A 25,750-nucleotide genomic window follows, 5' to 3' on the forward strand; every position below is an offset into this window, starting at 1 on the left:
AGCTCCGGGCTGGCGCATGACGACAGCCTGATCTCAAGCGCCGTCAAGTCGCCACATTGTGTTGCAGTTTTCCTACGAATTTCCAACAGCAATAGGTCATCCTGTGCAATGGAAAATTGGTAGATTGCATACATGTTAACGATTTATTAACGGTTCGTAAGCGGAGCCGATTGCAAAAACGCGACGAGTTTCGAGAAAAAAACAAGATAATCTAACGGGATAGTAAATGTCTAATAATGGGTCGAGGGCGAACGCCCCCAAGCTCCGTGGGGGGCGTATTTTCAAGTGGAAAGGCCAAATTGTCAGCGCGGCTCCAGCTGCGTTGCTGGCGCAAGTATCAATGGTTGCCCTGATGGCCGGGGACGTACATGCGGATACGATCTCGAATGTGGTGAAGACACCTCAGGTTTTCTCGACCGATGCGGATCACAAAGTAACGGCAAGCGGCGCGATCGAGATAACTTCTTCCACCGCTGCAGCTTTGACGATCACGACAGATTATTCGAGCACATTTACGAATAACGGCTCGATTTCGGTCACGGCAACGGATACCGATACTGCGACGGCACTTTTGCTGGACGGAAATTTGCAGCAATCCGGTGCTTTGGTGAACAATGGCACCATTTCTGTAGATGTCACCGGGTCTGATCCTCAGGATATCTATGGCTTGCTGGTGAACGGTGACGCCGACGGGGTAATCCAAAACACCGGAACGATTGATGTCGACGTGTTGTCCACGGATGGCGATATCGAGGCCTGGGGTATCTACGTTGACGGTGACGTTTCTGAAACAGGTAAGATCGTCAACACCGGGACGATCAAGGTTGATGGGCTGATCACCGACGGAAGCACCGCATCAATCTACGGTATTGCGGTCGACCGCGACGTCGCGGGTGTGATCAGAAACAGCGGCACGATTGATGTCCGCGCCAGATCATTCGCCGATGATTATGCCTATGCCTGGGGCATTTACGTGCAAAGTGACCTGGAAGAAACCGGTCAGATCGTGAACTCGGGAACAATCAAATCGGTTGCCATATCGACCAGTGACAGTACCGCGTCTGCCTATGGGATCGAAGTCAATGGCAATGCGCACGGTGTGATCCGCAATACCGGCACATTGGAAGTATTGGCCTCTGCCCCGTCGACCTATGAGGCGATTGCCTATGGAATTTTGGTCGATCGTGACCTGTCCGGTCAGATCGATAACAGCGGTACCATCGAGGTAACCGCAATCGGTGTTGAATCCGACGCTTCTGCTTTCGGCATTTACGTCGATGATGACGTATTGTCCGGCGCGTCCGTACATAACAGCGGTACAATTGAGGCCTTTGCCAGCGCGGATACCGATGACGTAGCATATGCGAGCGGGCTTTACCTTGAGGACCTTGTTGACGGGATCGTGGTAAACTCGGGCACGATTACGGCCACTGCTTTGTCTCTCAACACCGCGGACGAGGCGACCGCGACGGGCATTTATGCCGGGGATGACGTTTCCGGTGCAATTCGTAACTCGGGCACTATGACGCTTTTCGCAGAAGCTGCCGAAGATTCTGCAGAAGCCTCGGGGTTTTATCTTACCGATGACCTAAGCGGCTCTCTGGCAAACTCGGGTGAGATTACAGCGACTGCGATTTCGCATGACACCTCTGCCGAGGCCTATGGGATTTATGTTGATGAAATCGTAACCGGTGACATCAAGAACACCGGAAGCATCACCGTCACCGCCAATGGTGCGCAACAGAATGGTGGGCCACCGCCAAACGCATCCGAGGCATTCGGCGTGTACGCCGGCGACATGCAGGGAACGTTCTCGAACACGGGCCCGATTACCGTGCACGCGACCGGCAGTTCCGGCACCCGTGCAGCCGGTATTCAGTTCGACAATTTCGACGGAACGATTCATGATCTGGGGACCATCAGGGTGTCGGGGAATGATGAGGTCTACGCCGTCTACCTTGGAACCGGCACGGGGACGCTGAATGTCGATACAATGGACGACGTTGAGGGTCTGATCCGCGTTCAGGACCATGACGTGAACCTAGAAGCCAAAGGCGGCAGTGGCGTGTTTGCGTTCGAAGATGCCGCGCCGGGTACGGGTACCTTCAAGACCACCGTGTCTGACGGGCAATCCGCTTGGTTCGTGCAGGACAAGGGCGGCGCGGCCCCGATCTATTCTGTGGTCGACGGCAATGACATTGCACCATCGGGCGATGTCGCGGCCCTCTTCGGCAGCATTGTCGGCGGCAGTGGCAATGCGCTTAGCTATGGTCAGGGACCGCAGGTCGCGCAGGGCGCAACTTTCGCTGGTTTCCGGCCCTTCGCAATGATCGACGCCCAGTATCGAGAGTTCGAGAGCGGCTCGAACGATGACACGGACGTGACGATGTTCAGCGGAAGCGCCGGGTATACGGGGCAGATGGACAACGGAGTGTCTCTGGCTGTTGCCATGGGCGTGTTCACTTCGGATGGTGACAACAGCACCACTGATTTTGACACGAATGGCTTCTATCTTGATGCCGCAGTGGGTCGCCAGTTTGGTGCCTACACGCTGGATGCCGGATTCGGCATTGGTTGGCTCACGACTGATCGTAGCCGGTCGATCTCGGGCAGCTCTGACGCCAAGGCCGACTATAACAGCAGGCTGTTGACCGCGAACATCGGGGTCGAGCGTGCATTCGACGTCAGTGACGATTTCGGTTTGCTTGGTTTTGCCAGCGCCCGTTACACCAACCAAAAGGATGACGGCTATACCGAGACGGGGTCATCTGCGAATGCCACCGTCGGCGATATCACCACCGAAGTTGTCGAGGCCCGTTTGGGGGTTGAGGCATCAAAGGACCTTGAAAACGGCGGTGTTCTCAGCGGTCAGCTTGGCGGCGTGTTGCGGCGCGACCTAGGCAGTTCCGAGGGCGACGTAACCGTCTTCTCTCAGACCGAGTCTCTGGCCTTTGCGTCAACCGACTTTACCGGCGCCAGTGTCGTGGTCGGATACGAGCAAGATCTCATTCAGGACATGCGGCTTGAACTGACGGCGGAACAGGAAATCGGCAGCGACGCTCAGGGGCCATTCCTGCGCGCCGGACTTCGCTGGTCGTTCTAGATCTAAAGAGCACTGCGGCACCGAGAGCGGTGCCGCAGAAATCGGCTCCAAGCTGAACTATGTCGGGCTATTTGGTGTATAGTGTTGACCCTTTCACAAGTCTATTTGAGCTTCTCAAGTAGTCGACAATTATCCGAACATTATTGCGGTTGCCTGAAACCTATTATGCAACTGTTTCTTGAGCTTGTGTAGCCGAGCTTGCGAAGGAACTTGCCAATGGCATTGGGGTGAGCGCGAACGCCCGTTGCGTCGAACAGGGCCGCGCTCAACTCTGGCATCGTTATGTCGCCATCCTGACCGATGATCTCGGCAAACAAGGCTCGGTACGGGTCAAGCTTGCCCCTACCTTTCGGTCGCCCCTGAGGCGCTGCCTCCGCACGACCTTTCTGTCGGATCGCAAATGCCCATCGGGCTCCCGTGGCTGGCGAAAGCTTCAATCGCTAGGCCGCCGCCGGCCCGCCTAACCCTTCCTCAATCAATCTCTGAAACCGCGCCCGAAGGGCTTCCGGCAAAGGTGCTGACATGATCCATCCTCCCAATCAGGGTGAATCACAAAATCAGCTTGTTGGGAATCCCCACGATTCAGGTTTTGGGCGGCGCGCTTTAAGGTCTGTCAATTCAGTGGTCGAAGTGTCTCAAGGCTTTGAGAATACCAAATTCGTATGCCTCTGATGGCACTCGCGCTGATTTTCGGATGGCTACCAATGTAGTCGAGAATGGTATTTTCAAAAGGTGGACTGTGGGGTGGTCTGAAATAATTCTTAGAACGTAAACTATTGATAACCATGTAAATTTTTAAGGTATATGGTGCTGCTGGAGAGAATTGAACTCTCGACCTCTCCCTTACCAAGGGAGTGCTCTACCTCTGAGCTACAGCAGCCTATCCACTTCAGGGCACCGGGAAAAACGCCCTACTAATACCCTACTAATTTTAACCACGCCCCGCTAACTCACTGTTCAAACACACCAATCTGGAATGGACCAACCCATTACCGAGGGAGTGCTCTACCTCTGAGCTACAGCAGCGCTGTGGGCGGGTGATTAGACTCAAACGAAACGCGGCGCAAGGGTGTCTGGACGGTTTTTTTCGCCTCCTGTAGAGAAAGGTTATGGCAGAAAAAAATACACCTAAAAAACACGGCAGATCCGGCGATGTGCGCGAAGAGCGGCTGAAAGCGGCGCTCAAGGCGAATATGGCGCGGCGTAAGGCGCAGGCTAAGGCGCGGGCAACCCAGAACGGCAAAGCCGACAAAGACGAGGGATAAGAGCAGATGGATTCGATTCTGGTGACAGGCAACGGGCCGCTAAAAGGTCAGATACCGATTGCAGGGGCAAAAAACGCGTGTCTGACGCTGATGCCGGCGACCTTGCTCAGCGAAGAACCGCTGACGCTGACCAATGCGCCTCGGCTGAGCGACATCAAGACGATGACGGCTTTGCTGCAGTCCTTGGGGGCCGAGGTGTCGTCATTGCAGGATGGTCAGGTGATCGCAATGTCCAGCCACGACCTGACCAGTCAGACGGCGGACTATGACATCGTGCGAAAGATGCGCGCGTCAAACCTTGTGCTGGGTCCTTTGCTGGCGCGGTTCGGGCAGGCAGTCGTCTCGCTGCCCGGAGGCTGTGCAATCGGCGCGCGTCCGATGGATCTGCACGTCGAAGGGCTCGAGGCGCTGGGCGCTGAGATTGAGCTTAAGGACGGGTATCTGCATGCCAAAGCTGTGGGCGGGTTGAAAGGTGCCGTGCATGAGATGCGATTTGCATCCGTGGGCGCGACCGAGAACATTGTCATGGCGGCCACGCTGGCCAAAGGCACAACGGTTCTGAAGAACGCGGCGCGCGAACCTGAAATCGTCGATTTGGTCGAGTGTCTGAGGAAGATGGGTGCCCAGATTTCCGGTGAAGGCACGCCGACCATCGAAATTCAAGGCGTAGACCGGTTGCATGGCGCCACCCATCAAGTAGTCACTGACCGGATCGAGCTGGGCACCTATATGCTGGCGCCGGCGATTTGTGGTGGAGAAGTCGAACTGTTGGGCGGGCGGATGTCTCTGGTGGAATCATTTGCCGGGAAACTGGATGCGGCGGGCGTGAATGTCTCGGAAACAGCAAACGGTCTTTTGGTCGCCCGCAAGAACGGGCGTGTCAAAGCCGTGGATGTCGTGACCGAGCCGTTCCCGGGTTTTCCGACCGACCTGCAGGCCCAGATGATGGCGCTGATGTGCACGGCCGAAGGTACCTCGGTGCTCGAAGAACGCATTTTCGAGAACCGTTTCATGCACGCCCCCGAATTGGTGCGGATGGGCGCGAATATCGAAGTGCACGGTGGCACGGCAACCGTGACTGGTGTCGAACGTCTGAAGGGCGCACCGGTTATGGCGACAGATCTGCGCGCTTCGGTTTCGCTGATACTGGCGGGGCTGGCTGCTGAAGGTGAAACAACTGTCAGCAGGGTCTATCATCTGGATCGTGGGTATGAGCATGTTGTGCGCAAGCTGGAAGGCGTGGGCGCCAAAATTGAACGGATCAAAGACCAATGACAGACGCAAGTTTCCAAGATGGGCGTGAGGCTCCACTGAATCTGGGTGGAGAGGATGGGGATGACCTTCAGGTGATCTCGACTTTGACACAGGATGCGGTGTTCCCAGTATCCGAAATGACCTGGCACCCGTCGCAGCGCCGCTTTGGCCTGTTGCTGAACCGTTTCCGCTGGGAGGACAAGGATGCGGCCACGCGCCGGGGCCGTCCATTCGAAAGGGTGCAGTCTGTGCTGGTGTTCGCTTCCGTTCTAACCGTGGCCAGCCAGGGTATCGACCGTAGCGAGAAGGATTTGGTGATGTCCTTGCTTTCGGTCGATTTTGAACCCGGCGAAGACGGCGCGGGTCAGATTTTGCTGACATTGGCCGGTGATGGCGCGATCCGCCTGTCGGTCGAGGCAATAGACGTCACGCTCAAAGATGTGACCCGCCCGTATCAGGCGCCGTCGGGGCAAGCACCGCATCATGCAGAATAAGCGCGGTATCGCGCAGGCCTTCTCAGAACCACCCGCTGGTCTGATGTTGCGCCGCGCGACCGTGTTTGATGTCTTTGATTTAAGCCGCGTACTAATCCGTTCGATCACGCAGCTGTGCCGGGTGGATCATGGCGATGATCCACAGGCCGTTGCGGAATGGACCGCCAATAAAGACCCGGAGACCATTCGGGGTTGGATCAAGGCCGGAGCGCAGATTTGGCTGGCCGAGCGCGCAGGTCAGGTTGCGGCTGTCGGCGGATTGCGTGAGGGCGGCGAGATCACGCTGCTCTATATCGACCCGGCTCATACCGGTCTTGGGGTGGGAAGCGCGTTGTTGGCCCGGCTGGAACAGGAACTGGCCGCTGCCGGTTGCACCGAGGCACAGCTTGAGGGGACACGGACGGCCCAGGCGTTTTATATCCGGCATGGCTGGAAACCGACTGGCGGCTGCGCGGCGCGCAAAAGCATATCCTGTTTTGAGATGCGCAAATCGCTGCACCCGGTGGACTGAGGGTTGAGGACAGCCCATCCCGGCGATATGACCCGGTGGAACGCTACGGAGTGCCAGATCATGCCCGTTTTCCTAAACACCAAGACGCCCGAGTTTGAAGCCGCTTTTCAAACCCTGCTGTCGGCCAAGCGCGAAGACAGCCCGGATGTTGATGCCATCGTAGCGCAGATCATTGACGATGTCCGTGCCCGCGGCGATGAGGCGGTAATCGAACTGACGGCCAAATTCGACCGGTTAGAGCTGACACCGGATACGCTGGCTTTTTCGGCAGAGGAAATCGACGCCGCCATTGCGCAGGTCTCGGACGCGGATCGTCAGGCGCTCGAACTGGCAGCCGAACGCATCCGGGCCTATCACGAGAAACAGATGCCCGCCGATCACCAATGGACGGATGAGGCCGGGGCGACCCTTGGCTGGCGCTGGTCCGCAGTGTCTGCGGCGGGGCTGTATGTGCCGGGAGGGCTGGCCTCGTATCCGTCGTCGGTTCTGATGAACGCGATCCCGGCCAATGTCGCAGGGGTCGAGCGTCTGGCCATCGCCGTGCCCACCCCAGACGGTCAGGCGAACCCTCTGGTCCTTTTGGCCGCGCACCTGTCAGGCGTGACTACGGTCTATCGCATCGGCGGGGCGCAGGCGATTGCGGCACTGGCCTATGGAACAGATACCATCGCAGCGGTGGACAAGATCACAGGCCCCGGAAACGCTTTTGTTGCTGCCGCTAAACGCAGAGTCTTTGGTAAGGTCGGTATAGACATGATTGCGGGACCGTCCGAGATTCTGGTTATTGCTGACAAAGACAACGACCCCGACTGGATTGCACTGGATCTACTCAGCCAGGCAGAACATGACGAAAGTGCTCAATCCATTCTGATCACGGATAGCGCCGATTTTGGACGGGCCGTGGCGCAAGCCGTGGAAAAACGTCTTGAAACCCTGCAACGCCGGGCCATAGCCGGGGCCAGTTGGCGCGATTTTGGTGCGGTGATCACTGTGGGCAGTCTGGATGAGGCAGCCTCTCTGTCGAACCGAATTGCCCCGGAACACCTTGAGCTATGCGTCGCAGATCCCGTCGCTCTGAGCGAAAAGACAATTCACGCAGGTGCAATCTTTCTTGGTCAATACACGCCCGAGGCAATCGGGGATTATGTTGGTGGGCCCAATCACGTCCTACCCACCGCCCGGTCGGCGCGTTTTTCTTCCGGTCTGAGTGTGATGGATTTCCTTAAACGCACGACTCTCAGCCAGATGACACCCGAAGCCCTGCGGGCAATCGGGCCAGCGGCAGAGCAACTTGCGCAGTCGGAAAGCCTTGAGGCGCACGGGCTGTCCGTGACCGCACGGTTGAAACGATTGAACGGATGATCACCTATGGTCAGAGGGTCACACCTGCAATTACCTCATCCGATTTTCCCCGATAGGGCTTGAAATCAAGGGGCAAATTGCGGCGCTCTTTATGTGCGACCGGATCTAAAGGAGGTTGATTTGGAACGTGTGGCGACCCTCTGGATCGGTAAGCGCTTTAGCTTTTTGGAACATCTGTGCCTGAAGTCCTTCGCCGATGTCGACCAGAAGCCAATCGTCTATCACTATGGCGATCTTGAAGACATTCCGGATTATATCGAGCCGCGCGATGCCCGCGAAATTTATGATACTCCCGAGATCTACCGCGATCCGATAACCCGATCCGTGGCCGTTCATGCAGATCTTTTCCGTCTGCAGTTGATGCAAAAAACCGACTATATCTGGGCCGATGCGGATGCTTATGCGGTCCGGCCATTTGAGACACAGAACGGGTATCTTTTTCCGAATGCGAACCTCAAGAAACAACGGATCATGAACGGTGTACTTGCGTTGCCCAGCGACAGTCCGGGGCTGCAAGCCATGTGCAAATATGCTTTTGACAGCGATCTGGTGCCGCCATGGTGGACACAAGAGCATAAGGAAACCTACAGCCAAATGTTCAACGGGTCGACCTATTGGAGCCTGCCAATTTTCAGCTTTGGTCCGCCCATGCTGTTTCACTTTCTTTATGGCACACCAGAGCATGAGATGGCTGTGCACAGGTCGGTCCTCTATCCTATCCCATTGCGATATCGCAGCCTTTGGAATGACCCCGACCTTTCCAAACTGGATTTTTTGAAGTGGGACCAACAGATGTCTGTCCATTTTTTTGGATCCTGGTTCCGAAAGATCTTTCTTGGCCGCCAAATCAACTCTGGTTCACTGGTCGATACGCTGTTGCGCAAACACGGAATAGATCCGTCCGAACACCCGCTTTGACGATTTTCGTCGGACGGCCCGTCACTGCGTTGCCCATTTATTTCCATTGGGATAAGTCTGTCCCGACCTGAACGGACCAAACGACCATGACCCGAATTTCGCACATCGAACTGGATGATAGAAACTTGCCCCCGCCGACACCCGAGATCGAGCAGGAGCGCAAAGTGGCAATCTATGATCTGCTTGAGGATAACGCTTTCGCGCTGCCCAAACGCGATGATCGTGTGGTTCCGGAAGGGCCGTATCATGTGCAACTCTCGATCCGTGACAAGCGTTTGGTCTTCGACATTGCCACCGAAGCCGAAGAAAAAGCGGCCGAGTTCCATCTGTCCCTTGGACCATTCAGGCAGGTGGTCAAGGACTACTTCCAGATCTGTGAAAGCTATTTCGACGCCGTAAAGACTTTGCCGCCCAGCCAGATCGAAACCATCGACATGGCCCGGCGCGGTATCCACAACGAAGGCAGTCGGGTGTTGCAGGAACGTCTGGAAGGCAAGGCCGAAGTTGATTCAGACACAGCCCGTCGCCTGTTTACGTTGATCTGCGTATTGCATTTCGGGGGGTGACGGGTGACGTCTCTGCCGCAGTCCATCTTGTTCTGTTGCGACCACAATTCGGTCCGATCTCCGATGGCCGAAGGCATCATGAAGAAGTTTTATGGCACCGGCACCTATGTGCAATCCGCCGGGGTGCACAACGATCTTGAGATCGATGGCTTTTGCATTTCGGTCTGTCATGAAATCGACGTCGAGCTTTCACGTCACCGGTCCCGGTCGTTTGATGAAATGCAGGAATGGGGCGACGACCTCAGCTCGTTCGATCTGATTGTAGCGCTGTCGCCGGCCAGCCAGCGCCGTGCGCTGGATTTGACGCGGGTTTTTCATCTGGATGTCGATTATTGGCCAATAATGGACCCTACCGGGCTGGGCGAAAGCCGCGAGGAAAAGTTACATCACTACCGACAGACCCGCGATCAGATCATTCAGCATCTGAAGGACCGCTGGGGTGAACCAACGGAGTGACCATGAACGAAACCGTCAAAACCTATTTCGAAGCCTTCAACGCCGGGGACGTAACCGGCATGCTGGCCTGTTTGTCCGACGACGTGGCCCATCATGTGAACGAAGGCCAGATACGAGTGGGCAAAGAGAAATTCGCAGCTTTTTGTGACCACATGAACCGCTGCTATCGCGAGAACCTCACCGATATCGTTGTGTTCGCGGCCGATGGCGGTACCCGTGCCGCCGCTGAATTCATCGTGAACGGCACCTATCTTGAGACGGATGAAGGCCTGCCCAAAGCACGCGGGCAGACCTACCGCCTACCAGCCGGGTCGTTCTTTGACCTGAAGGATGGCAAGATCACGCGGGTCACCACCTTTTACAACCTGGCCGACTGGACCAAGCAGGTCTCGAATGGCTGAGGTCACAGGCGTTCGCGCCTTGACCGGGGCGGCGCTTGAGGCGGCTCTGGATGACGTCGCTCGCTTGCGGATCGAGGTGTTTCGGGCATGGCCGTATCTTTATGACGGCGATCTGGAATACGAGCGGAAATATCTGCAATCCTACCGTGACAGCGACAGATCCATCGTTGTTGGTGCCTTTGACGGGGATCGTCTGATCGGCGCATCGACCGGCGCCCCGCTAGTCGACCATGCCGCCGATTTCGCGACGGCCTTCGATGGCTCTGGGCTGGACTTGTCCCAGATCTTCTACTGCGCCGAATCCGTCTTGCTGCCCAACTATCGCGGGCAGGGCGTGGGGCATAGGTTCTTTGACCTGCGCGAAGCCCATGCGCGCAGCTTTGGATTCACCAAATGTGCCTTTTGCGGTGTTCAGCGCCCAACCGATCACCCGATGCGGCCTGACACCTACCGCCCGCTGGATGCTTTTTGGAGCGCGCGGAAGTATGAGCCGTTGCCCGGCGCTGTCGCGCAGTTTTCGTGGAGGGATATCGGCGAAGAAGGCGAGACGCTGAAGCCTTTGCAATTCTGGATCAGGGATATCACGGCTTAGATTTATGGCTGACGTTTGCGCCCAAGAAGGCCGTATTTTACGGCCCAAGCCCTGATTGACCGGCGTTTCCGCCTTTGCTGTCTCGGAGTTGATTTTGATAGCGCTCCACCCGTTCGGTTGAATTCGTACACGTCGATAATCCGTTCGGCGCAACCGCAGGCTTCTCCCATGCCAACCTTTGTGTAATAGAACTTTTCGAAACTTTCCCGGTTTTGCATCGCAACTCTCCTAATCTTATTTAGCCATTTCAGGCTTGAGATGCCAACTCACAATCCCTTGCTGGGCCGGTATATGCGCATATGTGCCTGTACTTTTCAGGGCGCCCTCAACTAGTGTTCGCCAAACCAGCGCAATGAAAGTTATTCCATGAAAGCTGCCACCGCCGCCTATAACCTCGACTGGCTCGAAAACTGGGCGCAGTATGAAGATAAGCTGGCCCGCTGGGTCTCGGATGCCGCAGGGCAGGGGGCAGATCTTCTCGTTTTCCCCGAGTATGGCGCGATGGAATTGTCGACTTTGGACGGGGCCGAAGTGGCGGGTGATCTGGAACGCTCGATCCGTGCTGTTTCAGATCGGATGGGGGACGTGCAGGCCCTGCATTCGCGTTTGGCTCAAGAGCATGAGACCTACATCCTGGGCGCATCCGCTCCAGTGATTGACGGGTCAGGCCGTCCGGTAAACCGGGCTGTGCTCTACGCTCCGAACGGGACGTTTGACCATCAGGACAAACAGATCATGACCCGCTTTGAACGCGAAGACTGGGATATCGCGCCGGGCGGACCACTGAAATTGTTTGATACCCCACTTGGAAAAATCGGAATCCTGATCTGCTATGACAGTGAATTCCCCCTGCTGGGCAGAGCCCTAAGTGAGGCGGATATAATCCTGGTTCCCTCATGCACCGAGGCGTTGGCAGGATACTGGCGTGTCCGCATCGGGGCTATGTCGCGTGCGCTGGAAAACCAATGTGTTACGGTCATGGCGTCTCTCGTGGGCAAAAACGAATGGTCCGATGCGGTGGATATGAATACAGGAACGGGCGGTATTTTTGGTCCACCTGACAAGGGTTTTCCCGCGACCGGAGTGTTAGCAGAGGGTGCGCTGAACCAACCTGGCTGGACCTATGCCGACGTCGACTTGACTACGATCGCCAATGTGCGCCGGGATGGCCATGTGTTGAACCGCGCCCATTGGGACGAGCAGTGCGGTCGAGTCGAAACAGTCACAATATCCTCTCTTTAGGTGAATACGCCCTTGAAATAAGCCCCAAATAGGCTCATTTAGGCGCACATCCCCGTAGATTCTGCGGGTGCAACGTAATTATGGAGACAACATGGCCAAGGAAGATACGCTCGAATTTCCCGGTGTCGTGAAGGAACTCCTGCCTAATGCGACGTTTCGGGTCGAGCTGGAAAACGGCCATGAGATCATCGCACATACGGCAGGCAAGATGCGCAAGAACCGCATCCGTGTTCTGGCTGGCGACAAAGTTCAAGTCGAGATGACCCCCTACGATCTGACCAAAGGTCGGATCAACTATCGCTTTAAGTAACGCCCGACACATGGCGTTTATTCTTGGATCGGGCAGCCCAAGGCGGCTGGACCTGCTGGCGCAGCTTGGCGTACAGCCCGACGCCATCCGCGCCCCTGACATTGACGAAACGCCTTTGAAGGGTGAGTTGCCGGTGCCTTATTGCCACCGGATCACGCGCGCCAAAGTGCAAGCAGTTCCCGCCGAAAGCGATGATGTCACGCTGTGTGCGGACACCACGGTTGCGCTGGGCCGGCGCATCCTGGGAAAACCCGAAGATGCAGGTCAGGCGGCCGAGTTTCTGCACGCTCTGTCCGGGCGGCGGCACCGGGTGATCACTTCGGTCGCTGTTCGCCGCGGAGAGCGTGTATTGCAACGCGACGTCGTTTCTCAGGTCAAGGTCAAGCGCCTGTCGGATGTTGAGATCAATGCCTATCTGGCGACGGGTGACTGGCAGGGTAAAGCCGGTGCATATGCGATCCAAGGGCCTGCAGGAGCCTTCATCCCATGGATTTCCGGATCGTTTACGGGCATCGTGGGCCTACCATTATCCGAGACCGCCGGATTGCTGCAGGGCATCGGCTATCCTTTGTATCGCGAGGCACCATGAAGGGGCGTACCATCGTTTTAGACCACATCAACAACCGCGAGGCCGCGGCGTTGATGGTGGACGGAAAGCTTGACGATTTCCTGATTGCTTCCGAAGCCCCGGCACCCGGTACTATCTACCGGGCGCGGGCGGATCGCCCGGTCAAGGGGCAGGGCGGGATGTTTCTGGCCACGCCGGACGGCCAGGCCTTTTTGCGACAGGTCAAAGGATTGGCCCCTGGAGAGCTTAAGCTGGTCCAGGTGACCGGTTTTGTCGAACCCGGAAAGGCGCTGCCGGTGACGGATCGCGTGCTGTTCAAAAGCCGCTTTGCGATTGTCACTCCGGATGCACCGGGCCTGAATATATCGCGCAGTATCCGGGATGAGGATGAACGCGACCGCTTGCTGGAAATCGCACATGAGGCCATGGCAGGCAGCGAACACGGGTTGATCCTGCGGTCCTGCTGTCAGGGCGAGAATGCCCAAGAGATTGCCGAGGATATCGGCGTCATGCTGGCTCATGCCGATGCTGTGATGAACGATCCCGGTACCGAGCCTGAGGTTCTGCTCGCAGGTGATGGGCCGCATGTTTTGGCCTGGCGCGACTGGACCGACCCGGCCGAGGTCGTCACCGAGCCCGGCGCCTTTGAGGCGCATGGTGTCTTGGATGCATTGGATCAGGCGGGCGGAATATCAGAACCATTGGCCGGGGGCGGACACATCTATATCCAGCCCACCCGCGCCCTGGTGGCCGTAGATGTAAACACGGGTTCAGACACCTCGATGGCCGCCGGAACCAAGGCCAATTTCGCCTGCGCAAAAGCACTGCCACGTGCATTGCGTGTCCGTGGGTTGGGGGGGCAGATCACGCTCGACCTCGCTCCAATGCCCAAGAAAGACCGGCGCGGTTTCGAAGCCGCTTTGCGATCTGCATTCAAGTCTGATCCGATCGAGACGATTCTGGCAGGATGGACCCCGTTGGGTCACTATGAGTTGCAACGCAAACGCGGCCGGATTTCCCTTGCGGAAGTGCTGAAATGAGCTGTCCGATCTGTCACGAACCAACGGTGTCTCAATTCCGTCCTTTTTGTTCGAAACGCTGTGCAGACATTGATTTGGCCAAGTGGCTGAACGGGTCTTACGCGGTTCCTTCGCAGCGTGAAGAAGACGTTGAACAGGGTGTTTCTTCAACTGAAACTGAGATGACGCGCCCACATTGAAAAAATGTAAAAAAGCCTCTGGACACTGCCAGTAGCAAGTCATAGAACGCCTCCACCCAACGGCAGAAGCCGTATCCGTGCCCGGGTAGCTCAGGGGTAGAGCAGTGGATTGAAAATCCTCGTGTCGGTGGTTCGATTCCGCCCCCGGGCACCATAAAAATCAAAGGCTTAGACTTCATCCGGCTTGATGCACTCAAGTGCACGTGTAATTCGTGTGTAATCAGGCCGAACTTTTCGACTTCAGCCTACGGATGTTGTCATCCTGGGTGCCGCTGACCCGCCCTTCCAGCCGATCCATTGCGGCTTCGATGTGCGAGCCGCTTTGATGCGCGTAGCGTGCAACCATTGACAACGTCTTGTGACCGGAAATCCGTTGAACTGTAGGCAGGTCTACACCCGCCTGAACCAGATGCGTCACCGCCGTATGGCGAAGGGTGTGAGGGGTGATCTGATCGGGATCAAGCCCAGCGCGTTCAGCAGAGCGGCGAAAGGCCTTACGGATCGTGTGGACGTGGCCGGTGGCGCTTCCCGGAGAGGGAAACAACCACTCGCAACCGGGCGGCAACATATCAATGTGTCTTCCAAGATACTCGGCCAGTTCGCGCGTGATCGGTTGCTCACGAGACCCTGCTTTGGCCTGCGGCACCCAAATCACTCGCTTTGCGACGTCGACGTCTTCACGAAGGATCGCGAGAATTTCCGCATGACGCATCCCCGTGTGCAGTCCGACCATGACGAAAGCGTGGACGTTTTCGTTGTGATCCGATGCTGCTGCGTCCAACAACGCAACGCACTGATCATCCGTCAGGTACACGATCCGCTGGTTATCTTCTTTGAAGCGATTGATTCTGACCGACTTGCTCTTGATCCACTTCCACTCGACCGCCTGGTTCAGCAGGTGTGAAAGTGTGGCCAATTCCCGGTTCACGGTAGCCTTTGCTGCGCCCGCGGAGCGGCGGGCCTTTTTGTAGCGTTCAACGTCGAAGGACTCGATGGCACTCAAAGGCTTGGCTGCAAGAAACGGCACCAAGTGCTGCCTTAACTGACGCTCTTTGATGTCGATGTTCTTTCCGTCACTATCCCGAAGCCTCTGAACGTAGCGGTCTGCCGTTTCTTCGAAGCTCAGGGGCGTTTTGCGCCCCTCGGGCAACTCCAATCGCTGACGCCTTGCATCGGTTCTGGCTTGGGCAATGAAGTCTTCCGCCTGCTGCCTCGTAACGCCTTCGGACTCTCGACCAATCACACGATGAATACGCCTACGGTCAACCATGATATTGACGGAATATACGCCATCTCCATTCGCGTCACGGCGGAACGTGATGCCATGTTCGGTTAGGCTATTACCGACCTTCAGGGCGCGGATTGCAGGACGTGTCAGTTTGGAAAAACGAATTGCCATGAAAATGCGCCCTCAAAACGGAATTTCTTCGTCGATGTCTCGCTTGGGTTCCGGCTTTCCTGACTTTTCCGTCACCTTGGGGAGCACGTCTGCACTCTTCTCGCCCAAAGCTACGGCAAGAAGATCATCCCAATATTCATCTATGCGATCCCTAATGATCGACCCAAGGTTGGTGCTGAACTTCCAGCGCTCTTTTTCCCAGCGACCCAGCCAAAAATAACCATTTTCTTCGATAAGCGCCCAGACGTGCTGTTCTTCGAATGTCATCAGTTCTGGCGCGATCAGTGCCAACGACACAAGACGCTGGCTTTCGCGCACATGCCAGAGCGTTTCGGCGGCATCACCAAAGGTATTTGGGTCACCATATCCCGGCTCACGCCACTTGTTGATGACGAGTGTTTGAATCTGCTCGGCCAACATCGACTCGATGAAGGAAGATTTGGTGCGGCGCTGCGATCTGGCCGCAAGTTCGCACAGGAAATTGAGACGCGGATCAAGCCGAATCGAGACGGTCTCCGTCCTGCCCAACTTCGATCCAGAGCCCTTTGGAGCCTTAATTGCCATGATGTCCTCGTGTCGAAACGTTCTGTCGTGATCCATTTTGCACGTTATGTATTGAGTTTCAATACATGCCTTGCTCTTCTTGTCGTGTGCTGACCGACAAAGCCTGTTGAGCAAGGAAACAAACCATGAAAATCGATACTGATACCCAGCGCGTCTTCATTCACCCGGACGGGCGCATGGATCGCAAGAACGCGGCCCGCTACCTTGGCTGCTCGCCGAAGACGCTCGCCGACTGGGCGATGAAGGGTCAAGGACCGCAGTACGTTCTGTTGGGTGGGCGCGCTTTCTACTTCCTCGAAGACCTGCAGTCCTGGATCGCCGCCGCCCCTCGCCTCGCCGGAACCGGCGGTCGGGAAATCCGGGCGAGCGACTAGGGCCGAGAGGATGCCGGGAGCCAAGAACCCGGACCGCAGGCGTATCCGCATTAGGCGTACTTACTCGGTGCCTGAAGTCGCGGCGCTTCTCGAAGTTCACGTTCACACTGTTCGCCGGTGGCTCAAGAACGGGTTGGGTGCGATTGATGGCCAGAGCCCAACCCTGATCCACGGCGCGGAACTTCGCAGATACCTGGACGTCCGTGCCAAAGGCAGGAAGCAAAAGTGCGGCCCAGACGAGATGTACTGCTTGTCATGCCGTGCACCGCGCCTGCCAGTCCTGGGCACAGTCCACATTGCTGATCTCAACGAGAAAACGGTTCGGTTGGTTGGGGCTTGCTGCACATGTGGCGGGAAAATCTGCCGCGCAGGGAGCGCTTCCCGACTGCCCGAATACACCACGTCATTCGGACCACTCCAGAGGCGGACCCCAAGCCTAAAGGGGAGCAGCATTCCCCTCTTGGATGGTGTCTCAAAGGAGCAAGACGAAAATGGACAAGTTCAACGCGGAAAATGAACGGATCAAGCGTGACTACGCTGAGTTCTTGCGCGAAGCGGATCAAAAGTCTGAAGCCACCGTGCGCGGGGTCGAAAAGGCGATCCTGCGCTTCGAGGAGTATACTGGTTTCTGCGACTTTGGACGCTTCAATCGCGATCAGGCGAAAGGCTTCAGGGCGGAGCTGTCCTCCCCCGCCGACGAAAGCAAACGCCTCGGAAACTCGACGGTCCTGTCGACCTTGAAAGCGGTGCAACGGTTCTTCCGGTGGCTGACAGTACAGCCGGGCTTCAAGTCCAAAATCGACACCAACGCCATCGCCTACTTCAACCTCTCTGAAAAAGACATACGCGCGGCGACATCTTCGCCGACGAAGCCCTCACCGACCATGGACCAGTTGAAGCGTGCATTAGCATCGATGCCTTCGGAGACCATTCTGGAGAAGCGGGACCGTGCGGTATTTGCCCTTCTCATGATGACCGGCATCCGCGACAACGCAGCCGCCTCTTTGCTGCTAGGCCATGTCGACATCGAACGCCAGATGATCGTACAGGACCCGAAAACCGTCCGCACCAAGAATAGCAAGTTGATTGAGTCGGTTCTATTGCCTCTTGGTCCTGAGATTGAAGTCGTTCTATTCTCCTGGGTCAGCTACCTACGCGACGATCTCCAGTGGCAGCCCAACGATCCTCTTTTCCCACAATCGCGGCAACGGATTGATCCCAAAAAAGGGCCGGTTGTGGACGGAATCAAGCGCCAAGTCTGGTCCAATTCCCAGCCCATTCGACAGATTTTCAGGCGCGCGTTTGAGCAAGCTGACTTGCCGTATTTCACACCGCATCGAGTGAGAAACACAGTCGTCGAGTATGCCTACCTCACATGCCGGACACCCGAAGAATTCAAGGCATTCAGCCAGAATCTAGGTCATGAGAGCGTCGTCACAACCTTGTCGAGCTATGGACAGATCCCCCTAGCTAGGCAACGAGAGCTCATCCGCAACGCCGGGAAAAGCAAAGACTTGGAGGCCAAGCTAGAACTCTTGTTGGACAGGTTTGATCAGACGAAGGACTGAACGCTCTTCCTATCTGTGGGAACTGAAGCGCAAGCCACTGCAGCCACAAGAGATGAGTGTAGGTGCGACCCCATCGTGCAGCTTGACGCTCTTTGCTATACGCGCGCCATACGCCGCCAACCACGGCGCGAACATATGATTTCCAGAACAAACACAAGATTGCCGCTTCGTCTCCTTTCAACTAGTTTCAACCAGTATCCCTCAGAGAGGACATTGCCGAAATGCCCAACGAAGATATTTTGACTGTGAAAGAGCTCGCTGAGTATCTCAAGATCGCTGAGAAAACGGCATATCGGTTCGCATCTGAGGGCAAGGTTCCCGGGTTTAAGGTGGGAAGTGCATGGCGGTTTCGCAAAAGCGAGATCGACCGCTGGATTGCCGAGCAGGAACAAAAACAAGAAGGGGAGCAAAAATGACTGGGCAACAACAGGCTGAGGCATTGCGCCGAGAAATCTGGAGCATCGCAAACCGTGTACGTGGTGCTGTCGACGGCTGGGACTTCAAGCAGTTTGTCCTGGGTGCTCTGTTCTATCGTTTCATCAGCGAGAACTTCACCACCTACATCGAAGGTGGCGACGATAGCATCAATTATGCAGGCATGTCCGACGCAGACATCCCGGATGAAGCCAAAATCGACGCGATCAAGACCAAGGGCTACTTCATTTATCCCAGCCAACTCTTTCAAAACGTGGTGAAAACCGCGAGCAAGAACGACAGCTTGAACACTGACCTTGCCGAAGTTTTTTCGGCGATCGAGGCTTCGGCCAGTGGCTACCCGTCCGAAGAGGATATCATAGGCCTGTTTGCTGATTTCGACACCACGAGCAATCGCCTCGGCAATACGGTCAAGCAGAAGAACGAAAGGTTGGCTGAAGTCCTCAAAGGCGTGGCAGGCTTGCCGTTGAAGTTCGACGACAACGAAGGCGACTTGTTCGGCGACGCCTATGAATTCCTGATCTCGAACTACGCCGCCAACGCGGGCAAATCCGGTGGTGAATTCTTCACGCCGACCCATGTGTCCAAACTCATCGCCAAACTGGCCATGCACAAGCAGACCAGCGTCAACAAGATCTACGATCCGGCGGCGGGGTCTGGTTCGCTGCTTTTGCAGGCCAAGGACGAGTTTGAGAAACACATCATCGAAGACGGCTTCTTCGGGCAGGAAATCAACTACACCACTTACAACCTCGCCCGCATGAACATGTTCCTGCACAACATCAACTACGACAAGTTCAACATCCAATACGGCAACACGCTCGAGGACCCGCACTTCCAAGATGACAAGCCCTTTGACGCCATCGTGTCGAACCCACCGTATTCGGTGAAATGGAAGGGTGCGGATGACCCGACGCTGATTAACGATGACCGTTTTGCGCCCGCCGGGGTGCTGGCCCCAAAGTCGAAGGCGGATTTTGCCTTTGTCCTTCATGCGCTGCACTACTTGTCGGCCAAGGGGCGCGCCGCGATCGTTTGCTTCCCTGGTATCTTCTACCGCGCCGGGGCAGAGCAGAAGATCCGCAAGTATCTGGTCGACAACAACTTCGTTGAAACGGTGATCGCCCTTGCGCCAAATCTGTTTTTCGGCACGACCATCGCAGTCAACATTCTCGTGCTGGCCAAGAACAAGACCGATACGGGCGTTCAGTTCATCGATGCTACGGGTGAGGAGTTCTTCCGAAAGGGCACGAACAACAACTTCATGGAGGACCGGCACATTGCCGAGATCATGAAGATGTTCGATACCAAAGAGAACGTGCCGCACGTGGCTGAAACCGTCCCCTACGACACGATTGTCGAGAAAGACTACAATCTGTCGGTGAGCGCCTATGTTGAACCCAAGGACACCCGCGAGGTTGTCAATATCACCAAGCTAAATGCCGATCTGGAAGCCACCGTTGCCAAGATTGACCAACTGCGCGCAGACATCGATGCCATCGTTGCGGAGATCGAGGCATGAGCAATCGGAGCTGTCTGGAAAAGCTGTTGGAGGGGGCTACGGTGGCGTGGTTGCCAATCTCAGAAGTTACGTTGCCTACTCGCAACATCAGATGGGGAGAGGTTGCCGGAACGGTCCGCTACATCGATTTATCTTCGGTCGATATCGAGACGCATACCATTTCCGAAACGAAAGAAATCACAGCAGATACAGCGCCTAGTCGAGCGCAAAAACTTGTTGAAACTGATGATCTCATATTTGCAACAACTCGGCCTACACAACAACGATATTGCCTTATTGGCTCTGACTTTTCTGGTGAAGTAGTCAGTACTGGCTACTGCGTCCTGCGGGCTGATCAAACCGCCGTTCTACCGAAGTGGCTGTTATATTGGATCGGCTCACGAGAGTTCAAGCAGTACGTCGAAGAGCAGCAGAGTGGTGCGGCTTATCCAGCTATTTCTGACGGGAAGATAAAGGCATTCCAGATTCCGATCCCATGCCCCGACGAGTCAGAAAAATCGCTAGCGATCCAAGCGGAGATCGTTCGGATTTTGGACAGCTTTACCAAGCTGACCGCCGAACTGACTGTCGAGCTTACGGCCCGGAAACAGCAATACAACCACTACCGAGACGAACTGTTGAGATTTGAAGATGGTGACGTGGAGTGGAAGACTTTGAGCGATGTGGTCGATTTTCAAAACGCCAAACCGCATGAAAAACTTGTCACACCAGATGGTGACATCGCACTGTTGACTGCAGGCTTTATTTCGACCGATGGCAAGTCAGCACGATTTGTAAGAACGACCGATGTTTTGACACCAGCCTTCAAGAACGACGTTGCAATGGTAATGAGTGATCTTCCCAATGGTCGGGCGCTTGCCAAGACGTTTTTCGTTGGAGAAGACGGCCGCTATGCAGCCAATCAACGGGTCTGTTTGCTGAGAGTGAAGGACCCAGAGTCTTTCTCTTCAAAATTCCTCCACTATGTTATGAACCGCAACAAACAACTGCTCAGATACGATAGCGGCTACGATCAAACGCATCTCAAGAAAGACTGGATTCTTAGCGTGAAAGTTCCCGTCCCCTCTGCTGAAGAGCAAGACCGCGTCGTCAATATCCTCGACAAGTTCGACACGCTGACAACATCGCGCAGCGAAGGCTTGCCTCGTGAAATCAAGTTGCGTCAGCAGCAATATGAATACTACCGCGACCTGCTCTTGAGTTTTCCCAAGCCTGAAGAGGCCGCTAGATGAGCCAGACCCTCGAGGAGATTGCAAAGTATCTCAGTACGCCACAGGTCACCCGAACGACTGTGACCAAAGAGACCAAGCAGATTCAGCCCAAAGAGGTTGAACAGACAAAACCTGTCCCAAAAGTTCAGCTGATCTATGCTTTCAACGGCACAGGCAAAACAAGGCTCTCGCGTGCACTTAAGGAGTTGATCGCCCCCAAGTCTGATGATGGAGGCGATGAAGAGCAGTCGCGTCAAAAAATCCTATATTATAATGCGTTTACCGAGGACCTATTCTATTGGGGCAATGACCTGCTGGATGATGGGGAGCCAAAGCTCAAAATTCAGCCAAACACGTTCACCGATTGGATATTGGTTGATCAGGGCCAGGAGGTGAACATTACGACGACATTTCAGAGCTACGCGAACGACAAGCTTACACCTACTTTCAATGAGGCTTACTCGCGCCAAGACAAAGATGGCGAAGAGATACCAGTGCGGGCGTTTTCTGAGGTTTCCTTTTCGCTTGAAACTGGCGGCGACGATGGGAGTGGGAACTTCAAAATTTCCAAGGGGGAAGAAAGCCTCTTCATATGGAGCATTTTTTTTACCCTTCTAAGAGAGGTCATCTCGACCCTTAACTCGCCGGAGGCCGAAGGACAGGACGCTACGCAATTTGAAGACTTAGAATATGTTTTCATCGACGACCCCGTCACGTCGCTCGACGAAAACCATCTGATCGTTTTGGCAGTTGATTTAGCCAAGTTGATCAAAACTGCTCCGCAAGAACTTAAGTTCGTGATTACGACACACAGCCCTCTGTTCTACAATGTGCTCCACAATGAGCTGGGGCTCAAAAAACAAGGCAAGAAAGAAGGCTGCTATCTACTAGAGCGGCTGGATGACGGGACCTTCAATCTGAACGTTAAATATGGCGATGCCAACACAAGCTTCTCTTACCATCTTCACCTGAGAAAAGTTCTGAAGGAGGCGATCGCTGAAAACAAAGTTGAGCGCTATCATTTCACGCTTCTGCGAAATCTATACGAGAAAACAGCTGGCTTTTTGGGGCACCGAGAGTGGGCCGATCTCTTGGATACGGCTCCTGGCGACAAAGAGGCATATGTGCGCGCAATCAATACATTCAGCCATTCCTCGCTATCGAACGAGCAGGTGCGCGACCCAACGCCACCTGAGCGGAACACAGTGAAGCTGTTGTTTGAAAACTTGATGGACAACTACGGCTACCGGCAACAGGACGAACAAAATGGTTGAGCAGACGAAAACCATCGCGGAAACGAAGAATTTCATTGTCCTCGACCAGTACACTAAGGGGTGGGACGCCGCCGATCGCTACCAAAGCGAAGACGATTTGGAACGCGAATTGGTGCAGGATCTGGTCAACCAAGGCTATGAATTCCTACCTGCTCTGACAACCCCAGATGCCATGCTTGCCAATGTGCGGGTGCAGCTCGAGCAGCTGAACAACGTCACGTTTTCAGATGATGAATGGAAGCGTTTTGTCGAAACATACCTCGACAAGCCGAGCGACAGCATCGTCGACAAAACTCGAAAGATCCACGACGACTACATCCATGATTTCGTCTTCGACGACGGGCGCATCCAGAACATCTACCTGGTCGACAAAAAAAACAAGGCACGCAACACGCTGCAGGTGATCAAGCAGTTCGAGCAGGTGGGTACGCACGCCAATCGCTATGACGTGACAATCCTGGTCAATGGTTTGCCCCTGGTGCAGATCGAGCTGAAAAAGCGCGGCGTTGCGATCCGCGAAGCGTTCAACCAGATTCACCGCTATAGCAAGGAAAGCTTCAACAGCGAGCATTCCCTGTTCAAGTTCCTGCAGCTCTTCGTGATTTCGAATGGCACCGACACCCGGTATTTCGCCAACACGACCAAGCGCAACAAGAACAGCTTCGACTTCACCATGAACTGGGCGAAGTCCGACAACGAACTGATCAAAGATCTCAAGGATTTCACCGCGACCTTCCTTCAGAAGCGCACGCTGTTAAACGTTCTGTTGCAGTATTCGGTTTTCGATGTCAGCGACACGTTACTGATCATGCGCCCTTACCAGATTGCGGCGACTGAACGCATCCTGTGGAAGATCAAAAGCTCATATGAGGCCAAAAACTGGAGGAAGCCGGAGAGCGGTGGTTTCATTTGGCACACCACAGGCTCTGGCAAAACTCTTACGAGTTTCAAGGCGGCACGGTTGGCAACCGTGCTGGATTTTATCGACAAGGTCTTCTTCGTTGTGGACCGTAAGGACCTCGACTACCAGACCATGAAGGAATACCAGCGGTTTTCCCCTGACAGCGTCAACGGTTCCGACAGCACGGCCGGGTTGAAGCGCAACTTGGGGAAGGACGATAACAAAATTATCGTAACGACGATCCAAAAGCTGAACAACCTGATGAAGTCAGAGGGTGACCTGTCGGTATATGAACAGCAGGTGGTTTTCATTTTCGATGAATGCCACCGCAGCCAGTTCGGTGAGGCACAGAAGAATCTGAAGAAGAAGTTCAAACGGTTTTATCAGTTCGGCTTCACAGGAACGCCGATCTTTCCTGAGAATGCGCTTGGGGCTGAAACGACCGCGGGCGTGTTTGGGCGCGAGCTGCATTCTTATGTGATCACCGATGCCATTCGCGACGAAAAGGTTCTGAAGTTCAAGGTCGACTACAACGATGTGCGTCCCCGGTTCAAAGCCATCGAGACAGAGCAAGACGAAAAGAAACTCAGCGCTGCTGAAAACAAGCAAGCGCTACTTCATCCAGAACGTATTCGGGAAGTCTCTCAGTATATACTGAACAACTTCCGTCAAAAAACTCACCGGATGCAAGCGGGCAGCAGTGGGTTCAATGCCATGTTCGCTGTCAGTAGTGTGGATGCCGCAAAGCTCTATTATGAAACCTTAAACGCTCTGCAGGCGGGCATTGAAAAGCCGCTGAAGATCGCGACGATCTTCTCGTTTGCGGCCAACGAACAGCAAGATGCGATCGGTGACATTCAGGATGAAAGCTTCGATGTGTCAGCTATGAATAGCAGCGCCAAGGAGTTTCTGAGCGTCGCAGTCAAAGACTACAATTCCTTTTTCAAGACGAATTTTAGTGTCGATAGCAATGGTTTTCAAAACTACTACCGCGACCTTGCCAGCCGGGTTCGCTCGAAGGAAATCGACTTACTTATTGTCGTCGGTATGTTCCTTACAGGCTTTGACGCGCCAAAGCTCAACACCTTGTTTGTCGACAAAAATCTTCGCTTTCATGGCTTGATGCAAGCGTTCTCCAGAACCAATCGGATCTACGATGCGACCAAGACATTCGGCAATATCGTAGCGTTCAGGGACCTTGAGCAAGCGACCGTTGATGCGATCACGCTGTTCGGTGACAAGAACACAAAGAACGTTGTGCTTGAGAAGAGCTACGACGAGTACATGAATGGTTTCGTTGATCAGGAAACCGGCGAGGCGCGACGCGGGTTCATTGGTGTTGTGAAGGAGCTGACCGAGCGCTTTCCAAAGCCGGACGAGATTGTCAAAGAAGCAGATAAGAAAGAGTTCGCGAAGCTCTTTGGTGAGTATCTGAGAGTTGAGAATGTGCTCAGAAACTACGACGAGTTTTCTGCATTGAAAGCCTATCAGGGGCTGGATTTAACAGATCCCGGTGCCGTTGAGGAGTTCAAGCGAAAGCACTACTTGAGCGACGAGAACCTACGAGACCTGGAGGCGGTAGAACTGCCTTCAGACCGGGCAGTCCAAGACTATAGATCAACATACAACGACATTCGCGATTGGCTGCGCCGGGAAAAGTCTGCGGCTGAGCAAGAACAAAGCGATATCGAGTGGGATGATGTCGTGTTCGAAGTGGATCTTCTGAAATCGCAGGAGATCAACCTCGACTTCATCCTCGAGCTCATCTTTGAGAAAAACAAAAAGGTGAAGAGCAAAGGTGATCTGATTGAGGATGCTCGCCGCATCATTCGCGGTAGCCTTGGAAATCGAGCCAAAGAGAGCCTGATTGTGGACTTTATCAACCGGACTGATCTTGATCAGATTGATGATAAGGCAGGTGTGATCGATGCATTTTTCTCTTTCGCTCAGGAAGAGCAACGCAAAGAGGTAGAAGAGCTTATCAGGTCGGAAGATCTAAATTCCGATGCTGCAAGGCGCTATATTTCTGCTTCCATAAAACGCGAATTTGCAAATGAAAACGGTGCTGACCTCAACGCCATACTTCCCAAAATGAGTCCACTAAATCCTCAGTTTCGGACCAAGAAGACGACCGTCTTCGAGAAGATTGCCGCATTTGTCGAAAAATTCAAAGGTGTTGGTGGAAAAGTTTAGCGGGTCAGAAATTGCTTTTAATTTCAATGCCTACGGACACTGTGAGAA

The 25,750-nt window shown here is 54.8% G+C and carries 26 protein-coding genes and 2 tRNA genes; 25 read left to right on the plus strand and 3 right to left on the minus strand.

Annotated features, from left to right (window positions below):
• Window positions 1-340 precede the first annotated feature (340 nt).
• Complete coding sequence (locus tag AC2FH2_RS15210) at window positions 341-3,103, plus strand: autotransporter family protein (RefSeq protein WP_496824221.1); 2,763 nt, start codon at window positions 341-343, stop codon at window positions 3,101-3,103.
• 805 nt (window positions 3,104-3,908) lie between these two features.
• Here AC2FH2_RS15210 and AC2FH2_RS15215 read toward each other — a convergent pair.
• A tRNA-Thr gene (locus AC2FH2_RS15215) sits at window positions 3,909-3,983 on the minus strand.
• Window positions 3,984-4,212: 229 nt separating this feature from the next.
• Here AC2FH2_RS15215 and AC2FH2_RS15220 point away from each other — a divergent pair.
• The 16 genes from AC2FH2_RS15220 to AC2FH2_RS15295 all read left to right on the plus strand — a co-directional run bounded on the left by AC2FH2_RS15220 (window position 4,213) and on the right by AC2FH2_RS15295 (window position 14,415).
• A complete protein-coding gene (locus AC2FH2_RS15220; RefSeq protein WP_185956727.1) occupies window positions 4,213-4,368 on the plus strand; it encodes a hypothetical protein in 156 nt (51 codons plus the stop codon).
• Between the two features lie 6 nt (window positions 4,369-4,374).
• Window positions 4,375-5,643 carry a UDP-N-acetylglucosamine 1-carboxyvinyltransferase gene (murA, locus tag AC2FH2_RS15225; RefSeq protein WP_281973612.1) on the plus strand — a complete coding sequence of 423 codons (1,269 nt, stop codon included), beginning with the start codon at window positions 4,375-4,377 and terminating at the stop codon, window positions 5,641-5,643.
• A complete protein-coding gene (locus AC2FH2_RS15230) occupies window positions 5,640-6,116 on the plus strand; it encodes a DUF2948 family protein (RefSeq protein WP_496824223.1) in 477 nt (158 codons plus the stop codon). Before murA ends, AC2FH2_RS15230 begins: the two co-directional genes overlap by 4 nt.
• Entirely contained in the window at window positions 6,106-6,627 is a 522-nt protein-coding gene (locus tag AC2FH2_RS15235) for a GNAT family N-acetyltransferase (RefSeq protein WP_496694473.1), read from the plus strand. The genes AC2FH2_RS15230 and AC2FH2_RS15235 overlap by 11 nt, the downstream gene beginning before the upstream one ends.
• Window positions 6,628-6,687: 60 nt before the next feature.
• Window positions 6,688-7,989 carry a histidinol dehydrogenase gene (hisD, locus tag AC2FH2_RS15240; protein ID WP_496824226.1) on the plus strand — a complete coding sequence of 434 codons (1,302 nt, stop codon included), beginning with the start codon at window positions 6,688-6,690 and terminating at the stop codon, window positions 7,987-7,989.
• A gap of 120 nt (window positions 7,990-8,109) precedes the next feature.
• Window positions 8,110-8,907 carry a hypothetical protein gene (locus tag AC2FH2_RS15245; RefSeq protein ID WP_496824228.1) on the plus strand — a complete coding sequence of 266 codons (798 nt, stop codon included), beginning with the start codon at window positions 8,110-8,112 and terminating at the stop codon, window positions 8,905-8,907.
• An 86-nt stretch (window positions 8,908-8,993) separates the two neighbouring features.
• Window positions 8,994-9,473: a UPF0262 family protein gene (locus AC2FH2_RS15250; protein WP_142639020.1), complete on the plus strand. Its 480-nt coding sequence runs from the start codon at window positions 8,994-8,996 to the stop codon at window positions 9,471-9,473.
• A gap of 3 nt (window positions 9,474-9,476) precedes the next feature.
• A complete protein-coding gene (locus tag AC2FH2_RS15255; RefSeq protein ID WP_142639018.1) occupies window positions 9,477-9,929 on the plus strand; it encodes an arsenate-mycothiol transferase ArsC in 453 nt (150 codons plus the stop codon).
• Window positions 9,930-9,931: 2 nt separating this feature from the next.
• Window positions 9,932-10,330: a ketosteroid isomerase-related protein gene (locus AC2FH2_RS15260; RefSeq protein WP_496701175.1), complete on the plus strand. Its 399-nt coding sequence runs from the start codon at window positions 9,932-9,934 to the stop codon at window positions 10,328-10,330.
• Window positions 10,323-10,922, plus strand: a complete 600-nt coding sequence (locus AC2FH2_RS15265; protein ID WP_496824230.1) for a GNAT family N-acetyltransferase — start codon at window positions 10,323-10,325, stop codon at window positions 10,920-10,922. Before AC2FH2_RS15260 ends, AC2FH2_RS15265 begins: the two co-directional genes overlap by 8 nt.
• A 366-nt stretch (window positions 10,923-11,288) precedes the next feature.
• A complete protein-coding gene (locus AC2FH2_RS15270) occupies window positions 11,289-12,164 on the plus strand; it encodes a carbon-nitrogen hydrolase family protein (protein ID WP_281973619.1) in 876 nt (291 codons plus the stop codon).
• A 91-nt stretch (window positions 12,165-12,255) separates the two neighbouring features.
• Entirely contained in the window at window positions 12,256-12,474 is a 219-nt protein-coding gene (gene infA, locus AC2FH2_RS15275; RefSeq protein ID WP_005978431.1) for a translation initiation factor IF-1, read from the plus strand.
• Between the two features lie 10 nt (window positions 12,475-12,484).
• Entirely contained in the window at window positions 12,485-13,063 is a 579-nt protein-coding gene (locus AC2FH2_RS15280; RefSeq protein WP_271952459.1) for a Maf family protein, read from the plus strand.
• Window positions 13,060-14,082, plus strand: a complete 1,023-nt coding sequence (locus AC2FH2_RS15285) for a ribonuclease E/G (RefSeq protein WP_142639006.1) — start codon at window positions 13,060-13,062, stop codon at window positions 14,080-14,082. The genes AC2FH2_RS15280 and AC2FH2_RS15285 overlap by 4 nt, the downstream gene beginning before the upstream one ends.
• Window positions 14,079-14,261 (plus strand): DNA gyrase inhibitor YacG, encoded by a 183-nt coding sequence (locus AC2FH2_RS15290; protein ID WP_496824232.1) that lies wholly within the window; start codon window positions 14,079-14,081, stop codon window positions 14,259-14,261. Before AC2FH2_RS15285 ends, AC2FH2_RS15290 begins: the two co-directional genes overlap by 4 nt.
• Window positions 14,262-14,340: 79 nt before the next feature.
• Window positions 14,341-14,415, plus strand: a tRNA-Phe gene (locus AC2FH2_RS15295).
• A gap of 66 nt (window positions 14,416-14,481) precedes the next feature.
• Here AC2FH2_RS15295 and AC2FH2_RS15300 read toward each other — a convergent pair.
• Both AC2FH2_RS15300 and AC2FH2_RS15305 read right to left on the minus strand, forming a co-directional pair.
• Complete coding sequence (locus AC2FH2_RS15300) at window positions 14,482-15,660, minus strand: tyrosine-type recombinase/integrase (protein ID WP_496824234.1); 1,179 nt, start codon at window positions 15,658-15,660, stop codon at window positions 14,482-14,484.
• A 12-nt stretch (window positions 15,661-15,672) separates the two neighbouring features.
• On the minus strand, window positions 15,673-16,224 hold the full coding sequence (locus tag AC2FH2_RS15305; RefSeq protein ID WP_496824236.1) for a hypothetical protein: 552 nt from the start codon (window positions 16,222-16,224) through the stop codon (window positions 15,673-15,675).
• Between the two features lie 125 nt (window positions 16,225-16,349).
• Between AC2FH2_RS15305 and AC2FH2_RS15310 the strand changes: the two genes are divergently transcribed.
• The 8 genes from AC2FH2_RS15310 (at window position 16,350) to AC2FH2_RS15345 (ending at window position 25,702) form a co-directional block, all read left to right on the plus strand.
• Window positions 16,350-16,598: a helix-turn-helix transcriptional regulator gene (locus AC2FH2_RS15310; protein ID WP_227446561.1), complete on the plus strand. Its 249-nt coding sequence runs from the start codon at window positions 16,350-16,352 to the stop codon at window positions 16,596-16,598.
• Between the two features lie 10 nt (window positions 16,599-16,608).
• The gene (locus AC2FH2_RS15315) at window positions 16,609-17,115 is read left to right on the plus strand and encodes a helix-turn-helix domain-containing protein (protein ID WP_496824239.1); all 507 of its coding nucleotides are present in this window, start codon (window positions 16,609-16,611) and stop codon (window positions 17,113-17,115) included.
• Window positions 17,090-18,166: a site-specific integrase gene (locus tag AC2FH2_RS15320; RefSeq protein WP_496824241.1), complete on the plus strand. Its 1,077-nt coding sequence runs from the start codon at window positions 17,090-17,092 to the stop codon at window positions 18,164-18,166. The genes AC2FH2_RS15315 and AC2FH2_RS15320 overlap by 26 nt, the downstream gene beginning before the upstream one ends.
• 221 nt (window positions 18,167-18,387) lie before the next feature.
• A complete protein-coding gene (mads1, locus tag AC2FH2_RS15325) occupies window positions 18,388-18,582 on the plus strand; it encodes a methylation-associated defense system helix-turn-helix domain-containing protein MAD1 (RefSeq protein WP_058239057.1) in 195 nt (64 codons plus the stop codon).
• Window positions 18,507-20,123, plus strand: coding sequence for a type I restriction-modification system subunit M (locus AC2FH2_RS15330; RefSeq protein ID WP_496824243.1), 1,617 nt, complete (start codon window positions 18,507-18,509; stop codon window positions 20,121-20,123). The genes mads1 and AC2FH2_RS15330 overlap by 76 nt, the downstream gene beginning before the upstream one ends.
• The gene (locus AC2FH2_RS15335; RefSeq protein ID WP_496824245.1) at window positions 20,120-21,355 is read left to right on the plus strand and encodes a restriction endonuclease subunit S; all 1,236 of its coding nucleotides are present in this window, start codon (window positions 20,120-20,122) and stop codon (window positions 21,353-21,355) included. Before AC2FH2_RS15330 ends, AC2FH2_RS15335 begins: the two co-directional genes overlap by 4 nt.
• The gene (locus AC2FH2_RS15340) at window positions 21,352-22,608 is read left to right on the plus strand and encodes an AAA family ATPase (protein ID WP_496824247.1); all 1,257 of its coding nucleotides are present in this window, start codon (window positions 21,352-21,354) and stop codon (window positions 22,606-22,608) included. The genes AC2FH2_RS15335 and AC2FH2_RS15340 overlap by 4 nt, the downstream gene beginning before the upstream one ends.
• The gene (locus AC2FH2_RS15345) at window positions 22,601-25,702 is read left to right on the plus strand and encodes a type I restriction endonuclease subunit R (RefSeq protein WP_496824249.1); all 3,102 of its coding nucleotides are present in this window, start codon (window positions 22,601-22,603) and stop codon (window positions 25,700-25,702) included. The genes AC2FH2_RS15340 and AC2FH2_RS15345 overlap by 8 nt, the downstream gene beginning before the upstream one ends.
• Window positions 25,703-25,750 lie beyond the last annotated feature (48 nt).

The sequence above is a fragment of the Ruegeria sp. YTSA105 genome, from assembly GCF_059610225.1.

What these genes read in the sequence shown, in the direction of transcription:
- AC2FH2_RS15260 (WP_496701175.1), top strand. Translation starts at nt 9,932, where the DNA reads ATGAACGAAACCGTCAAAACCTATTTCGAAGCCTTCAACGCCGGGGAC.
- AC2FH2_RS15210 (WP_496824221.1), top strand. Translation starts at nt 341, where the DNA reads ATGGTTGCCCTGATGGCCGGGGACGTACATGCGGATACGATCTCGAAT.
- AC2FH2_RS15330 (WP_496824243.1), top strand. Translation starts at nt 18,507, where the DNA reads ATGGCGGTTTCGCAAAAGCGAGATCGACCGCTGGATTGCCGAGCAGGA.
- infA (WP_005978431.1), top strand. Translation starts at nt 12,256, where the DNA reads ATGGCCAAGGAAGATACGCTCGAATTTCCCGGTGTCGTGAAGGAACTC.
- AC2FH2_RS15235 (WP_496694473.1), top strand. Translation starts at nt 6,106, where the DNA reads ATGCAGAATAAGCGCGGTATCGCGCAGGCCTTCTCAGAACCACCCGCT.
- AC2FH2_RS15300 (WP_496824234.1), bottom strand. Translation starts at nt 15,660, where the DNA reads ATGGCAATTCGTTTTTCCAAACTGACACGTCCTGCAATCCGCGCCCTG.
- AC2FH2_RS15230 (WP_496824223.1), top strand. Translation starts at nt 5,640, where the DNA reads ATGACAGACGCAAGTTTCCAAGATGGGCGTGAGGCTCCACTGAATCTG.
- AC2FH2_RS15320 (WP_496824241.1), top strand. Translation starts at nt 17,090, where the DNA reads ATGGACAAGTTCAACGCGGAAAATGAACGGATCAAGCGTGACTACGCT.
- mads1 (WP_058239057.1), top strand. Translation starts at nt 18,388, where the DNA reads ATGCCCAACGAAGATATTTTGACTGTGAAAGAGCTCGCTGAGTATCTC.
- AC2FH2_RS15220 (WP_185956727.1), top strand. Translation starts at nt 4,213, where the DNA reads ATGGCAGAAAAAAATACACCTAAAAAACACGGCAGATCCGGCGATGTG.
- AC2FH2_RS15335 (WP_496824245.1), top strand. Translation starts at nt 20,120, where the DNA reads ATGAGCAATCGGAGCTGTCTGGAAAAGCTGTTGGAGGGGGCTACGGTG.
- AC2FH2_RS15285 (WP_142639006.1), top strand. Translation starts at nt 13,060, where the DNA reads ATGAAGGGGCGTACCATCGTTTTAGACCACATCAACAACCGCGAGGCC.
- murA (WP_281973612.1), top strand. Translation starts at nt 4,375, where the DNA reads ATGGATTCGATTCTGGTGACAGGCAACGGGCCGCTAAAAGGTCAGATA.
- hisD (WP_496824226.1), top strand. Translation starts at nt 6,688, where the DNA reads ATGCCCGTTTTCCTAAACACCAAGACGCCCGAGTTTGAAGCCGCTTTT.
- AC2FH2_RS15290 (WP_496824232.1), top strand. Translation starts at nt 14,079, where the DNA reads ATGAGCTGTCCGATCTGTCACGAACCAACGGTGTCTCAATTCCGTCCT.
- AC2FH2_RS15265 (WP_496824230.1), top strand. Translation starts at nt 10,323, where the DNA reads ATGGCTGAGGTCACAGGCGTTCGCGCCTTGACCGGGGCGGCGCTTGAG.
- AC2FH2_RS15280 (WP_271952459.1), top strand. Translation starts at nt 12,485, where the DNA reads ATGGCGTTTATTCTTGGATCGGGCAGCCCAAGGCGGCTGGACCTGCTG.
- AC2FH2_RS15250 (WP_142639020.1), top strand. Translation starts at nt 8,994, where the DNA reads ATGACCCGAATTTCGCACATCGAACTGGATGATAGAAACTTGCCCCCG.
- AC2FH2_RS15310 (WP_227446561.1), top strand. Translation starts at nt 16,350, where the DNA reads ATGAAAATCGATACTGATACCCAGCGCGTCTTCATTCACCCGGACGGG.
- AC2FH2_RS15305 (WP_496824236.1), bottom strand. Translation starts at nt 16,224, where the DNA reads ATGGCAATTAAGGCTCCAAAGGGCTCTGGATCGAAGTTGGGCAGGACG.
- AC2FH2_RS15270 (WP_281973619.1), top strand. Translation starts at nt 11,289, where the DNA reads ATGAAAGCTGCCACCGCCGCCTATAACCTCGACTGGCTCGAAAACTGG.
- AC2FH2_RS15345 (WP_496824249.1), top strand. Translation starts at nt 22,601, where the DNA reads ATGGTTGAGCAGACGAAAACCATCGCGGAAACGAAGAATTTCATTGTC.
- AC2FH2_RS15340 (WP_496824247.1), top strand. Translation starts at nt 21,352, where the DNA reads ATGAGCCAGACCCTCGAGGAGATTGCAAAGTATCTCAGTACGCCACAG.
- AC2FH2_RS15315 (WP_496824239.1), top strand. Translation starts at nt 16,609, where the DNA reads ATGCCGGGAGCCAAGAACCCGGACCGCAGGCGTATCCGCATTAGGCGT.